The organism is Actinomycetota bacterium (assembly GCA_005888325.1).
Classification (GTDB): Bacteria; Actinomycetota; Acidimicrobiia; order Acidimicrobiales; family AC-14; genus AC-14.
Window position 1 is genome coordinate 39108 of record VAWU01000061.1, and the last position, 14175, is coordinate 53282.

Sequence of the window (14175 nt, forward strand, 5' to 3'; positions counted from 1 at the left end):
GTTCAGTCGGCCCGGTGGAACGTGAGCCGGACGGGGGCGTCGCCGCGAATCGTGAACCGTCGCTCGTGCACGAGAGTGTGGTGACGCGGGGCACAGCAGGATGCCGTTGTCGACTGCCGTGACGCCTCCGTCGGCGAAGTGGACGACGTGATGCACGTCGCATGTGCGCCGCCAACAGCTCGGGAACCGACATCGCCCGCGATCGCGCACCATGATCGCTCGACGTTGCGCAGTGCTCCAGACGGGTGTTCGTGTCCCGAGGTCGAGCGGCTGGCTCGGTCCTCGCACGAGATGACGGACGACTCCGCAGTCACAGGCCACGCGGCGGAGGGTCTCGAGACCGACCGGCGAGCCGTCGACCAGCTCGGCGACACCTCACCCGCCGCGAAGGCGCGGCGAACGGTGGGCCGGCGACGGATCTCGTGGGCGACCCGCAGCTTCTCCTTGGCCGTGCCGCGCGCCAGACCCACGCGCCAGACGACCCAGTCGACGCAGGACAGCGCGCCATCAGCCGCCCATCCGGCGCGCCGATCGATCTCCGCGAGGAGCGTCAGCCATCAGCACTGCGCCGCCGCCAGCTCGCGTCCCGTCCGGAGCAGCTCTGTGGCCAGGTCGGTGGTGGACCGACATTCGGGATCGTCGGACACCTCCGCGATGAACGCATCGACCGCCATGGCTCACTCCCCGTCCTTGCGCGAGCGCGCTGCGCTCAGCCGTCAAAAGGGGGAAGCGAACGTGTGTTCGAGGCTACTACGTCGACGCGGCGGGTCAAGCGCTCAGCGCTTTGCCTTGGCCCGGGCCTTCTGCTCCTTCTTGTAGGCGCGGACCGCGGCGAGGCTGTCGGGGCCGTCGATGTCGGCGACCGAGTAGTGGCCGGGCTGACCGTACGGGCCGGCGGCCTGCTCCCACCCCTGCGGCTTGACGCCCAGGCGCTTCGCGAGGAGCGCGGTGAAGACGCGCGCCTTCTGCTCACCGAACCCCGGCAGCTCGCGCAGGTTGGCCACCAGCTCGTCGCCCGTCGTCGCGCTCGCCCAGACCCGGCCGGCATCACCGTCGTACTGCTCGACGATGCGCCGGCTCAGCTCCTGGGTGCGATCGGCCATCGCGGCCGGGAAGCGGTGCAGCGCGGGGCGCTCCTTGAACATCTCCCGCAGCTCGTCGGGGTCGCGTGACGCGATGTCGGCCGCCTCGAGCTTGTCGCCGAGCCGCTGCTTGAGGTCGTACGGCGAGTGGAACGCCTTCTCCATCGGCACCTGCTGGTCGAGCAGCATCCCGATGAGCAGGGCGAGCGAGTCGTTCTCCAGGAGCTCGTCGGCTTCCGTGTCTCCGGTCAGCGGCAGCTTCGGTGTCACGAGCGCCACCCTAGGCGTGACCACAGGGCGATGTGCTCGCCGCTGGGTCTCCCGACTAGCCGTCGAGGGTCGGGTCGATCCCCAGTGCGACCTTGCCGATGTACTCGTGCGCCTCCACGGGCGAGAACGGCTGCATGAAGGGTCCGGCGCGGGCGTCGCGGTAGAGCCGCGAGAGAGGGCTGGCGGTCATGTAGCCGGCGCCGCCCGAGACCGACAGCGCCCGGTCGACCACCTCGATGGCCTTGCGGTTGACGACCAGCTTGGCGCACTGGAACTCCTTGTTGAGCCCGTGCAGGTCGTCGAGGGTGACCTCGCCGACGCGTCGACGCACGAGGTGCTCGTCGATCAACCGGCCCACGCTGTCGAGCAGTCCGCGGCAGGTGGCGAGGTCGACCTCGATCTCGGCCACGAGGTGTTGTACGCCCCGTCGCTCGGCGATCGGTCGGCCGCTCGGAGCCTTCGTTCGGGTGCGTGCCATGTCGACGACCAGGTCACGCGCGGCTTCGGCGATGCCGAGCGAGGTGCACACCAGAGAGAAGTTCGCCCCGCTCGCGATGATCAGGTTGAGCTGGTCGAAGGTGCCCCAGTCGGCGTCGTCGGTAAGAAAGAGCTCCTCGGGGACGAAGCAGCTCTCGTACACGACGTCGTGGCTGCCGGACGCTCGCATCCCGAGCGCATCCCAGTTGGACTTGATCTCCTGGCCGGCTGCGCCGCGGAACACCATCGTCGCTCCCATGGTGTACGTGTTGTCGGCTCTGCGGCGTCGAGCGGGCACGAAGAAGATGTCGGCGATCTCCGAGAGCGTTCCGAAGATCTTGCGGCCGCTGAGCGCGAGGCCGCCGTCCGTCGTGCTGACCTCCGTGAGCGGGTGTCGAAGGTCGGTGCCGGGCTCGGTGGCGTTCGCCATGGCGATGGCACCCTGCCCGAGCAGTTGCATGAAGCCCCCGAGCCGCTCCACCTGCTCTTGATCCCCGTCCTCTTGTACACCGCGCAACGTTCGAGCGCCGATGAGGCAGAACGTCAGGTGCATGTTGGCTGCGATGGCCACTGACCCGTCGCCTCGTGCGAGCCGGTTGAGCCCCACCCCGAGGTCGTGGAACGACGTGAGGCCCCGGCCCCCGAACTCCTCGGGGACGGGTGCGGTGAGGAAGCCGCTCTCCTTCATGGACTCGAACGCTTCCCGGGGGAACGTTCCGGCGCGGTCGTGCTCATCGGCCCGGACCGCGACCTCGGCGGCGTGTTGCTCGGCGAGGTCGACGAACCACCGCCCCGCGTCGGTGAGGGGCGCGAGCGCGAGCGTAGGGTTCACGTCGTTCCCTCTCCGGCTCAGGCCGTCCTGGGGTCGGGCGCCTCGGCGTCGATCTCGTAGCGGGCGATGGCGTCGGCCACCGCCTCTTGCTTCACCTCACCCGCCCGTGCGAGCGCGTCGAGGACCGCGACCACGACGTGGGGGGCATCGGTCTCGAAGTGGCGGCGCAGCTGCTCGCGTGTGTCGGAGCGGCCGAACCCGTCGGTGCCGAGCGGAACGTACGGCCCGGGAACCCATCGGGCGATCTGGTCGGGCACGGCCTTCATCCAGTCGCTCACCGCGACGAACGGTGCCTCCGCCCGCTGGAGCGCGGTGGTGACGTAGGGCGTGCGCGGAGTCTCGGTCGGGTGCAGCCGGTTCCAGCGCTCGGCAGCGAGTGCGTCCTCGCGGAGCGCCTTGTACGACGTGGCGCTCCACAGCTCCGCGCCCACGTCGTGGTGCTCGGCGAGCAGTTGCTGCGCGTCACGCGCCGCGCCCTGGGCGGTGCCGCTGAACAGGATGGTGGCGCGGTGGTTGCACCCGTCGGGCGCAGCCGCGAAGCGGTAGACGCCGCGCGTGATGCCGTCGCCGATGTCGGCCGGCATCGCCGGCTGCACGTAGTTCTCGTTGTAGAGGGTGAGGTAGTAGAAGACGTCGTCGGGATCGTTGCCGTACATCCGCCGCAACCCGTCCTGCACGATGTGCGCGAGCTCGTACGCGAAGGCGGGGTCGTAGGCCGCCAGGTTGGGCACGGTCGACGCGAGCACCTGGGTGTGGCCGTCGCAATGCTGGAGGCCTTCGCCTTCGAGCGTGGTGCGGCCCGCGGTGGCGCCGAGCAGGAAGCCGCGACCCCGCATGTCGCCGAAGGCCCAGATGAGGTCGCCCACCCGCTGGAAGCCGAACATCGAGTAGAAGGTGAAGAACGGCACCATCGGCGTGGCATGAGTCGCATACGCCGTGCCCGCGGCGGTGAAGCTCGCCATGGCGCCGGCCTCCGTGATCCCCTCTTCGAGGATCTGGCCCTGCTGCGACTCCATGTAGGACAGCAGCAGCTTGGCGTCGACCGGCTCGTAGAGCTGGCCGAACGGCGCGTAGATCTTGACCTCCTTGAACAGGCCGTCCATGCCGAACGTACGGGCCTCGTCGGGGATGATCGGCACCACGCGCGCGCCCATGTCGTCGTCGCGCAACAGGCTGCGCAGCAGCCGCGTGAACACCATCGTCGTCGACACGGCCGGCCTGCTTCCCGGAGCCCGCGTTGAACTCGGTGAAGATGTCGGGTGCGGGTTGGGGGATGGGCTTGGCCCGGGTCACCCGGCGGGGCAGCGAACCGTCGAGCGCGCGACGGCGCTGCATCATGTACTCGTACTCCGGTGAGTCGGTGCCGGGGTGGAAGTAGGGGGGCTCCTTCGCCTCCAACGCCTCGTCGGGGATCTGGTCCTGCATGTACAGCCGGTCGCGGAAGGTGAGCAGCTCGTCCTTCGTCATCTTCTTGAGCTGGTGGGTGGCGTTGCGCGCCTCGAAGTCGGGCCCGAGGGTCCAACCCTTGATGGTCTTGGCCAGGATCGCGGTCGGTGCCCCTTCGTGCTCGACCGCGGTCTTGTACGCGGCGTAGAGCTTCCGGTAGTCGTGCCCCCCGCGCGGGAGGTTGCGCAGGTCGTCGTCGGACAGGTGCTCGACCATGCGCCGCAGCCGCGGGTCGGGACCGAAGAAGTGCTGGCGGATGTAGGCGCCACTCTCGACCGCGTACTTCTGGAACTCGCCGTCGACCGTCGTGTTCATCTTGTTGAGCAGGACGCCGTCGGTGTCACGGGCGAGGAGCTCGTCCCACTTCGAGCCCCAGATGACCTTGACGACGTTCCAACCCGCGCCTCGGAACACGGCCTCGAGCTCCTGGATGACCTTGCCGTTGCCGCGCACGGGGCCGTCGAGGCGCTGCAGGTTGCAGTTGACGACGAAGATGAGGTTGTCGAGCTGCTCGCGCGCCGCGATCGAGAGCGCGCCGAGCGACTCCGGCTCGTCGCACTCTCCGTCGCCCACGTAGCACCAGACACGCGAGCGGCTGGTGTCGGCGATGCGCCGGTTGAGCAGGTAGCGGTTGAAGCGGGCCTGGTAGATCGCGTTGATGGGGCTGAGGCCCATCGACACCGTCGGGAACTCCCAGAACTCCGGCATCAGGCGCGGGTGCGGGTAGCTCGACAGGCCGTCACCGCCGATCTCCATGCGGAAATGGTCGAGGTGGTCGGTCGTGAGCCGGCCCTCGAGGAACGCGCGCGCGTAGATGCCCGGCGCGGCGTGTCCCTGGAAGTACACCTGGTCGCCGGGCTGGCCGTTGTCCTTGCCGCGGAAGAAGTGGTTGAAGCCGACCTCGTAGAGCGACGCGCTCGACGCGAACGTCGCCAGGTGACCGCCGATGCCCGGCGCTCGGTTGTTGGCCCGGCTGACCATCACCGCCGCGTTCCAGCGGATGAAGGCGCGTATGCGCCGCTCGATGTGCTCGTCGCCGGGGAACCAGGGCTCCTGCTCGGGCGGGATCGTGTTGATGTAGGGGGTCGACACCTGCGCGGGCAGGCCCACCTGCTGCTCGCGGGCCCGCTCGAGCAGCTTGAGCAGCAGGAACTGGGCGCGCGTCTTCCCCTGGCTCTCCAGGACCGCGTCGAACGAGTCGACCCACTCGGCGGTCTCCTCGGCGTCGATGTCGGGCAGTTGCTTCGAGAACCCGTCGAAGATCACGGTCCTTATGCTCGCGCCTCCTGCGATCTCGGGCGCAAAAGCCGTCCCGGCGTCACTCGGCGCGGGAAGATCGACGGGTGACCACGGTCGTCTACACCGACGGTGCCTGCGTGGGGAACCCCGGCCCGGGAGGGTGGGCCTGGGCGGTGCGCGACGGCCCGTTCGCGAGCGGGTCGGAGGCGCGCTCGACCAACCAGCGCATGGAGGTCAAGGCGGCCCTGGAGGCCGTGCGGAGCTTCGAGAGCCCGATCGAGGTGGTGAGCGACTCGACGTACGTCGTGAACTGCTTTCGCGACCGGTGGTGGGAGGGTTGGCTGGCGAGGGGGTGGCTCAACAAGGCCAAGAAGCCGGTGGCCAATCGCGACCTGTGGGAGCCGCTCATCGACGCGTACCGGGCGGATCCCCAGCGGGTGCGGTTCACCTGGGTGAAGGGCCACAGCGACGACCCGATGAACGATCTCGTCGACCGGCTGGCGGTCGAGGCCGCCCAGACGCAGGCGGGCCGCAAAGGCACCGGGACGCCCGTCGACCTGGGGCCCGCCGACGCCGTCGGCCGCCACGATGAGGACCATCGCGTGCCCGAGGGCCACCGGCTGGTCGTGGCCGGCATGCGCCCACCCGAGCTCGGCGGCTACGACGACAATCCCGTGGCCCGCCGCGCGCTTGCCCGGCTCATCGAGATCCTCGCGGCCAAGCGCGAGATGCACGACGACCTCGTGGTGCTGACCGGCCTCGGCCTTGGAGCCGAGCAGCTCGGCGCGGAGGCGGCCGCCGCCGCGGGCGTGCCCTACGTCGCCGTGCTGCCGTACCCCGACCCCGACGCGGTCTGGCCGGCGGCGAGCCGGGCCCGCTACGCGCAGTTGCTCGAAGGCGCGCGCGACCAGGTGCTGCTGCAGAGGCGTCGCCCGGAGACGAAGCAGGCCGCGGGTGGCGCGCTCGCGCGACGCGACGCCTGGCTGGCCCGGCACGCGGACGAGGCGGTTGCCGTGTGGGACGGGAACGACGTGCGCGCCGGGCGGCAGGTGCGCTCACTGCAGGACCAGTTGGGTGACGACGTGTGGGTCGTCGACCCGGGCGCGTCGCCGTGAGCCGTTGCGGAGCCGACACGGGTGGCACGTTCACCGACGTCGTCTTCGACGACGGACGCGTCGTCAAGCTCCTCTCGACGCCGAGCGACCCGAGCCGCGCGGTGGCCGCTGCACTCGAGGCGCGTCCGGTGTTGCTCGCGCACGGCACCACTGTCGCCACCAACGCCCTGCTCGAACGACGAGGTGCCTCGGTCGCGCTGATCACGAACGAGGGGTTCGCGGACGTGATCGAGATCGCCCGGCAGGACCGTCCCTCGCTCTACGACATCGGCGTGGAACGGCCGGACCCACTGGTGCCGCGCGCGCGCCGGCTCGAGGCGCGAGGTCGCCTCGACGCGACAGGTCGCGAGGTGGTGCCGCTCGATTCGGACGCGGTGCCGCCACTCCCCGAGGGAACCGAGGCGGTCGCGGTCTGCCTCCTCCATGCCGACCTCGACGGGCGTCACGAGCGCCGCGTCGAAGCGCGCGTGCGTGCCCGCGACGACGTCGACGTCACGTGCTCGAGCGACGTGTCCCCGGAGTTCCGGGAGTACGAGCGCATGGTGACGACCGTCGTCAACGCCTACCTGCGCCCCGCTTGCCGTCCCTACGTGCAGGCGGTCGACGGGCTCGCGGACGAGGTGCTCGTGATGACGTCGGCCGGCGGTCTGGTCCCTGCCGCGGAAGCGGCCGAGGCGCCGGCCGCGCTGCTGCTCTCCGGGCCGGCGGCCGGCGCGCGCGCGGGCGCGCTGGCCGCGGCCGCGGCCGGGTTCCCCGATGCCGTCACCTTCGACATGGGCGGCACGAGCACCGACGTGTGCCTCGTGCTGGGTGGCGTGCCCGAGCCCGCGCCGGGCCGGGTGGCGGGGGGCTTCCCGATCCGCCTGCCCGCGCTCGACATCCACACCATCGGTGCCGGCGGCGGCTCGGTGGCCCGCATCGACGCCGGTGGCGCGCTCGTCGTCGGGCCCGAGAGCGCGGGTGCCGACCCCGGGCCCGCGTGCTACGGCCGGGGTGGTGGCGCGCCGACCGTGACCGACGCCGATCTCGTCCTCGGCCGCATCGACCCCGACGCGACGTTCCCCGACCTCGGGCGGCTCGACCGCGACGCGGCCGTGCGTGCCCTCGCCGCAGCCGGCGTCGGCGCCGAGGGTGTCGTCGCCGTGGTCGACGCGGCGATGGAGCAGGCCGCGCGCATGGTGTCGGTCGCGCGCGGCGTCGACCCCGCCGGCCTCGCCCTCGTCGCCTTCGGTGGCGCCGGGCCATTGCACGCGTGCGCGATCGCGGAAGCCTTGGGCATGGCCGCGGTCGTGGTACCACCCCGCGCCGGTGTGCTCTCGGCCGTCGGTCTGTTGTGCTCACCTCGCCAACGCGATCTCGTGCAGTCCTGGCCACCGGTCGCATCGCTCGACGGCCTCGAGCCCGCGCTCGCAGCGCTGTCGGACCGGGCACTCGCGGCGGTCGGTGGACGCGACGCGGATGTCGCGACCGCGCTCGACTGCCGCTACGCGGGACAGAGCCACGAGCTCACCGTGGCGCGGTTGAGCGACTTCCACGAGGAGCACCGGCGTCGCAACGGGTGGGCCCGCGGCGACGCACCGGTCGAGGTGGTCGCGCTCCGGGCCCGCGCCCGACGCCCCGCCCCGCTCGACCTGGGGCAGCTGGGCCCACCGGGCGTGGAACGACGAGCCAGGGTCGGGCCGGCGGTGATCGCGGAGCCCGACTGCACGGTGTGGGTCCCCGCGGGCTGGCGGGCCGACGTCGACGAAGGAGGCGCGTGGATCCTGCGGCGCTCCGGATCCTGATCGCGCGCCTCACCGGGGTGGCCGAGGAGATGGGCGCGGTGCTGCGCCGCGCTGCGTTCAGCCCCAACATCAAGGAGCGCGCCGACTGCTCCGCCGCGCTCTTCACGGCCGAGGGAGAGCTGCTCGTGCAGGCCGAGCACATCCCGGTCCACCTGGGCTCGATGCCGGCGTCGGTGCGCGCCGCCATCGACGCCCTCGGCGATTCGCTGCGACCCGGCGACCAGGTGCTCCTGAACGATCCCTTCGCGGGTGGCACCCACCTCAACGACCTCACGCTGGTCGCACCGTGCTTCACCGCCGCCGGCCGTCTGGTCGGTTGGGCAGCCAACCGGGCCCACCACGCGGACGTGGGCGGGATGGCACCGGGCTCGATCCCGGCCGACGCGGTCGAGGTGTTCCAGGAGGGCCTCCGCCTCCCGCCGGTGCGCCTCACCGACGAGGTCGAGGCGGTGCTGCTCGCCAACTCGCGCACGCCCGAGGAGCGCCGCGGTGACCTCGACGCCCAGCGCGGGGCCAACGTGGTCGGTGTCGAGCGGCTGGCCGGGTTCGCCGACGCGCCGCTCGCGGAGATCACCGGCTACGGCGAGCGGCGCATGCGCGCCGCACTCGCGGCGCTGCCGGACGGCACGTGGCGCTTCGACGACGTGCTCGATTCGTGCGGACCGGCGCCGGCCCAGCAACGGCCGGCGCGCGTCGTGTGCACACTGACGATCGCGGGAGACACCGCCACCTTCGACTTCACCGGCACCGACGCGCAGCGCGCCGGCAACGTGAATGCCGTCGAGGCGGTGACCGTGAGCGCCGTCGCGTTCGCGCTGCGATCGGCCACCGACCCCACGATCCCCGCCAACGGCGGCGCCATGCGACCCGTGCGCGTCATCGCACCGCCCGGCACGATCGTGGCCGCCCGTCCGCCGGTCGCCGTCGGCGCGGGCAACGTCGAGGTGAGCCAGCGGGTGGCCGACGTGTGCCTTGGTGCCCTCGCGCAGGCGGCGCCCGATCGCGTCGGCGCCGCGGGTCAGGGCACGATGAACAACGTGCTCATGGGGGGCGCGGGCTGGGTGTACTACGAGACGGTTGCCGGCGGCCAGGGCGGACGACCGATGGGCGCGGGCATGAGCGGGGTCCACACCGCGATGACCAACACGCGCAACACGCCGATCGAGGCGTTGGAGCGTTCGTTCCCGTTGCGTGTGCTGCGTTACCGGCTGCGGCGCGGGAGCGGCGGCGCGGGCCGTCACGCCGGGGGCGAGGGCATCGAGCGCGACCTCGAGGTGCTCGAAGACGTCACCGTGTCGCTGATCACCGAGCGCCGCGTGTCGTGGCCGTGGGGTCTCGCCGGCGGGGAGCCGGGCGCCGTCGGCGAGAACTGGCTGTTGCCCGGCGGCGACGAGGCGACGGCCGAGCGACTGGGCGACAAGTGCACGATCCAGTTGCGGGCGGGAGACGTGCTGCGGATGCTGACGCCCGGCGGCGGAGGATGGGGGGCGCCGCGCGTGTGAGCGCGGCGACGCCCCCCTCCCCGCCCCCTCCGTTCCCCCCTGCGTCCTCCTACTGCGTGGCCGGTGGGATGTTCTGGTTGTGGCGGAAGAGGTTCTCGGGGTCCCACTTCCGCTTGAGCGCCTGCAGACGGGCGAACTTCTCGGGGCCGAACGCGGCCTCCACCCGCCCCGCGCCCTCGTCGCCGAGGAAGGTGAGGTAGGCACGGCCGGTCGTCCACGGCTTCATGGCCGATGCGATGGCCCGGGTGTAGGCGATGTTGCGCTCGGCGTCGGCCGGATCAGTCCACATCGACAGGTAGTGCATGTTCCACGGGGCCGTGCGCTGCCCGAACGCGGTCGCGTCCTTTCGGCCGTGGGGTCGTGGTCGGATGTTGGAAGATGAGCCGATGAGTCCGGAAGACGATGCGCTCGAGCACATACGTGCGCTGTGCCTGGCCCTCCCCGAGGCGACGGAGCGGCTGAGCCACGGCGCGCCGACCTGGTTCGTGCGGGACAAGAAGACCTTCGTCACGTACATGGACGACCACCACGGCGACGGTCGCCTGGCGATCTGGTGCGCGGCCGCCCCCGGTGCGCAGGACCTGCTCGTCGACGAGGAGCCCGACCGGTTCTTCGTCCCTCCCTACGTCGGCCACCGGGGTTGGCTCGGCGTTCGGCTCGACGTCGACCCCGACTGGGAGGAGCTGGCGGGCATCGTCGAGGACGCCTACCGCATGGTGGCCCCCAAGCGGCTGGTCGCCGAGCTCGACGAGCTGCGGCGGTAGCCGGGAGAGAGACGATGGGCGGGGGAGTGGCCCGATCAGGTAGGGGAGATTTGGTCAACAGGCGAGGACAGGCGATGCCGATCTACGACCTGACCCATGAGTTCGCCTGTCCGCCGTCCGGGTCTGATCGCGAGCTTCGCCTTGACGAGCCTCGTCCTCATCGCCGCGCTCGGCGTGGTGCTGGCGGGCAGCGTGGCGCGGGTCATCCGTGACCGGAACCTCGAGAGCGCGGAGCGCACCGCCGAGCTCGCCTCGCGCCTGGCGATCCAGTCGCAGCTGACGACGGCGAGCGTCTCTGACGGACTGCCCCCCGAGGCCCTGCGCCGGCTCGATCGCGAGCTGAAGGACGGCGTGCTGGGGCGAGCGGTCACCCGTCTGAACATCTGGAACCGCACCCACGCGATCGTCTATTCGTCGGAAGCGTCGCTCATCGGTAGCCGCACTCCGCCCGGCGACGAGGCGAGGCTCGACGCCGCGCTCGCGGGGACGTCCTCGTCGAAGATCAACGACAAGACCGAGGTCGGCGCGCCGGGTGACGCCGCGCTCGGCCACCTCCTCGAGGTCTACGTCCCGGTCACGTTCGGCGGGGTGCAGGAGCCCGCGGGCGCGCTGGAGATCTACCTGCCGTACCAGCCCGTCGCGGACGCCATCGCACGGGACACCGCGCGGCTCTACGTCCTGCTGTTCGCGGGCCTGGCCCTGCTGTGGGTGGTTCTCTTCCACATCGTCTACGGCGCGTCGCGTCGTCTCAACCGGCAGACGATCGACAGCGAGCACCAGGCACTGCACGACGCGCTGACCGACCTCCCCAACCGGACTCTCTTCTACGACCGGACGCAACAGGCGGTGCTCGCGGCGGCGCGCCGCGGCACGCACGCGGCCGTCATGGTCATGGACCTCGACCGCTTCAAGGAGATCAACGACACGCTCGGCCACCACAGCGGCGACCTGCTCCTGCGCGACATCGGGCCTCGGCTGCAGGCGGCGCTGCGCGACGACGACACGGTGGCCCGGCTCGGCGGCGACGAGTTCGCCGTGCTGCTCCCGTCGGTTCCCGGCATCGAGGCGGCCGTGGCGGTCGCGCAGAAGATCCGCGAGGCGTTGTCCGAGCCGTACTCGCTCGACGGCCTGACCGTGGAGGCCGATGCGAGCATCGGTGTGGCGCTCTCGCCCGAGCACGGTGAAGATGCGCCGACGCTCCTGCAGCGCGCCGACGTGGCGATGTACGTGGCCAAGCGGTCGGCGACGGGCGTGGAGGTCTACGCCGCGGAGCACGATCGCAACAGCCGGCGGCGTCTCACGCTCGTGGGTGATCTTCGGCGGGCCATCGCGGCCGGCGAGCTGCTCGTCCGCTACCAGCCGATCGTCGACATGCGGACCCGCCAGGTGCATGCGGTCGAGGCGCTGTTGCGTTGGCACCATCCCCAGCACGGGGTGGTGGCGCCCGACGAGTTCGTGCGCATGGCCGAGGACACCGGCCTGATGCAGCCGCTCACCGCCTTCGTGCTGAAGGCCGCGCTGCGCCAGCGTCACGCGTGGCGCCAGGCCGGCCACGACTTCCCGGTGTCGGTCAACCTCTCCATGCGCAACCTCCACGACGTGGGCCTGCCCGACGAGATCGAGCGCCTGCTCCAGGGTTGGCGCCTCCCGGCGGACGCGCTCGAGCTCGAGATCACGGAGAGCTCGATCATGGCCGACCCGCACCGCGCGATGGACGTGATCGGTCGCCTCTACCGCATGGGCCTGAGCCTCGTCATCGACGACTTCGGGACCGGCTACTCGTCGCTCGCACATCTGAAGCGGCTGCCGGTGCGCGCGATCAAGATCGACAGGTCGTTCGTCATGGAGATGGACGTCGACGACAGCGACGCCACGATCGTCCGCTCGGCCATCGACCTGGCCAGGAACCTGGGCCTGGGGGTGGTGGCCGAAGGCGTCGAGTCCGAGGTCACGTGGGGGCGGTTGCACGCGCTCGGGTGCGACTTCGCGCAGGGCAACTACCTGAGCCCGCCCCTGCCGCCCGACGAGCTCGAGGTGTGGCTGGAGGCCTCGCGGGCCAGCGTCGCCGCCACGTCCTGACCCGCCACCGCCCCGCTACCGTCGCGGCGCGTGGCGATCGAGGCGGTGATCTTCGACTGGGGCGGAACGCTCTCGCGCTTCGTGCCGGCCGAGCTGGTGGACGCGTGGCGCCTGGCCGCGCGTCACCTGGCGCCCGAGCGCGAGGACGAGGTCACGGCCGCGCTCGTCGCGGTGGAGGAGGAGTTCTGGGCCACGACCGCGACCCACCAACGCAGCACCACCCTCGGCGAGCTGATGGCGGCGGGCTCCGCCCGCATCGGGCTCGACGTGGCCGAGGCCCTGCTCGAGGAGGCGGCGGTGCGCCACCTCGATGCCTGGACCGAGCACGTCGCCCACGACCCCGCCGCCGCGCCGACGCTGCGCGCGCTCCGCGAGCGCGGACTGCGCATCGGGCTGCTCTCGAACACGCACTGGCCCCGCGCGTTCCATGAGCGCTTCCTCGAACGCGACGGTCTGGCCGAGCTGATCGACGCCCGCCTTTACACGAGTGAGATGCCCTTCCAGAAGCCGCACACCTCCGCCTTCGAGGCGGCGTTGCGCGCGCTCGACGTCGAGCGGCCCGGGCGCGCGGTGTTCGTCGGCGACCGGCCGTGGGACGACGTGGTGGGCGCCGGGCGGGCGGGCATGCGCACGGTGCTGCGCCGCAACCCGGGGGTGCCCGCGTACGACGTCGAGCCCGACGCGGTCATCGACGAGCTGCTCGAGCTGATCGCAGTCGTCGACGGCTGGGGTCGAGCGTCCGCCGTCAGCGGGTGACGGTCACCGCACCCCGCATGCCGTAGGCGTAGTGGCCGGGCATGTGGCAGCCGAACTCCGTCGTCCCCGTGGTGAGGAACGTGAACGTGGTCGTGGCCAGCGCGCCCGCGGCCACCGACACCTCACCGGGCCGCGGCGGGTGCCACGCCTCGGTGCCTCGCTCGTGACGCAGCTGGACGCTCGCGTCACCCACGATGAGCTCGTGGTCGATGGGGTCGTCGTTGCGCACGACGAAGCGCACGTGGGAGCCGGCAGGGACGGAAACGAGCGACGGGATGAAACGAGAGTGGTGAACGCGCAGCTCGATCGTGCGGTCCCGCAATGGCGGCGGCTCGGCCGCGTACCCCCGCGCACACCCGGCCGCGGCGGAGGCGACGAACACGGTGGCCACCACCGCGCGCCACGCGCGCGTGGGTCGAGCTCTCACGTCCGGAGGCGAGCGCGACCCGAACGGCCGACGAAGTAGGCCCCCAGCAGCAGGACGGCGGCCCCGACGAACAGGGTCACGACGAGCGCACCGTCGACTGCGGTCTTCGCCGCGATCGGCGGCAGGAGCGCGCCGGGTAGGCCCGCGGCCCGGGGCGAAGGCGAGAAGCCGCTCGCGTCGACCGCGAGGTCGTACTTGAGGACGCGTGCGGGGGTGTCGATCTTCAGGTAGCTCAGCCACATCGACGAGGGCATCCACTCCATTCCCTTGTCGGCGCGCAGGTCGGAGAGGAGCGAGCCCGATGCGCTCTCCGACCGCTCGAGCTCGAAGCCCGCGTTGTTGCCCACTGGGAGCAGCGCCGGTTGGTGCTCGGTGAGCAGGAAGACGTCGGCCTCGACCGGG

10 protein-coding genes and 3 pseudogenes (1 of these 13 cut by a window edge) are annotated in these 14175 nt (G+C 71.6%); 6 read left to right on the forward strand and 7 right to left on the reverse strand.

The features are described from left to right. Nucleotides 1-2: 2 nt before the first annotated feature. From E6G06_17470 to aceE, 4 genes and pseudogenes are all read right to left on the reverse strand, one after another. Complete coding sequence (locus E6G06_17470; protein ID TML87717.1) at nucleotides 3-554, reverse strand: DUF222 domain-containing protein; 552 nt, start codon at nucleotides 552-554, stop codon at nucleotides 3-5. A gap of 222 nt (nucleotides 555-776) precedes the next feature. Continuing rightward, entirely contained in the window at nucleotides 777-1352 is a 576-nt protein-coding gene (locus E6G06_17475) for a Fe-S cluster assembly protein HesB (GenBank protein TML87691.1), read from the reverse strand. Between the two features lie 55 nt (nucleotides 1353-1407). Further along, nucleotides 1408-2661, reverse strand: a complete 1254-nt coding sequence (locus tag E6G06_17480; protein ID TML87692.1) for an acyl-CoA dehydrogenase — start codon at nucleotides 2659-2661, stop codon at nucleotides 1408-1410. A 17-nt stretch (nucleotides 2662-2678) separates the two neighbouring features. Further along, a pseudogene (gene aceE / locus E6G06_17485) lies at nucleotides 2679-5400 on the reverse strand (pyruvate dehydrogenase (acetyl-transferring), homodimeric type). Nucleotides 5401-5450: 50 nt separating this feature from the next. Between aceE and E6G06_17490 the strand changes: the two are divergent. From E6G06_17490 to E6G06_17500, 3 genes and pseudogenes are all read left to right on the forward strand, one after another. Continuing rightward, a pseudogene (locus E6G06_17490) lies at nucleotides 5451-5861 on the forward strand (ribonuclease HI). Nucleotides 5862-6430: 569 nt separating this feature from the next. After that, nucleotides 6431-8245 (forward strand): hydantoinase/oxoprolinase family protein, encoded by a 1815-nt coding sequence (locus tag E6G06_17495; GenBank protein TML87693.1) that lies wholly within the window; start codon nucleotides 6431-6433, stop codon nucleotides 8243-8245. After that, complete coding sequence (locus E6G06_17500; GenBank protein ID TML87694.1) at nucleotides 8218-9747, forward strand: hydantoinase B/oxoprolinase family protein; 1530 nt, start codon at nucleotides 8218-8220, stop codon at nucleotides 9745-9747. Before E6G06_17495 ends, E6G06_17500 begins: the two co-directional genes overlap by 28 nt. 49 nt (nucleotides 9748-9796) lie before the next feature. Here the strand turns inward: E6G06_17500 and E6G06_17505 are convergent, their stop codons facing one another. Continuing rightward, a complete protein-coding gene (locus E6G06_17505; protein TML87695.1) occupies nucleotides 9797-10165 on the reverse strand; it encodes an FAD-dependent oxidoreductase in 369 nt (122 codons plus the stop codon). Between E6G06_17505 and E6G06_17510 the strand changes: the two genes are divergently transcribed. From E6G06_17510 to E6G06_17520, 3 genes are all read left to right on the forward strand, one after another. Beyond that, a complete protein-coding gene (locus tag E6G06_17510) occupies nucleotides 10134-10511 on the forward strand; it encodes an MmcQ/YjbR family DNA-binding protein (GenBank protein ID TML87696.1) in 378 nt (125 codons plus the stop codon). The two genes, E6G06_17505 and E6G06_17510, sit on opposite strands and share 32 nt — an antisense overlap. 96 nt (nucleotides 10512-10607) lie before the next feature. After that, on the forward strand, nucleotides 10608-12590 hold the full coding sequence (locus tag E6G06_17515; protein TML87697.1) for an EAL domain-containing protein: 1983 nt from the start codon (nucleotides 10608-10610) through the stop codon (nucleotides 12588-12590). A gap of 30 nt (nucleotides 12591-12620) precedes the next feature. Beyond that, on the forward strand, nucleotides 12621-13346 hold the full coding sequence (locus E6G06_17520; GenBank protein ID TML87698.1) for an HAD family hydrolase: 726 nt from the start codon (nucleotides 12621-12623) through the stop codon (nucleotides 13344-13346). Here the strand turns inward: E6G06_17520 and E6G06_17525 are convergent. Together E6G06_17525 and E6G06_17530 are read right to left on the reverse strand one after the other, a co-directional pair. Next, nucleotides 13336-14076, reverse strand: coding sequence for a hypothetical protein (locus E6G06_17525; protein ID TML87718.1), 741 nt, complete (start codon nucleotides 14074-14076; stop codon nucleotides 13336-13338). The two genes, E6G06_17520 and E6G06_17525, sit on opposite strands and share 11 nt — an antisense overlap. Continuing rightward, a pseudogene (locus E6G06_17530) lies at nucleotides 13770-14175 on the reverse strand (DUF2330 domain-containing protein) (it continues 635 nt past the right edge of the window). The gene E6G06_17525 and the pseudogene E6G06_17530 overlap by 307 nt, the downstream one beginning before the upstream one ends.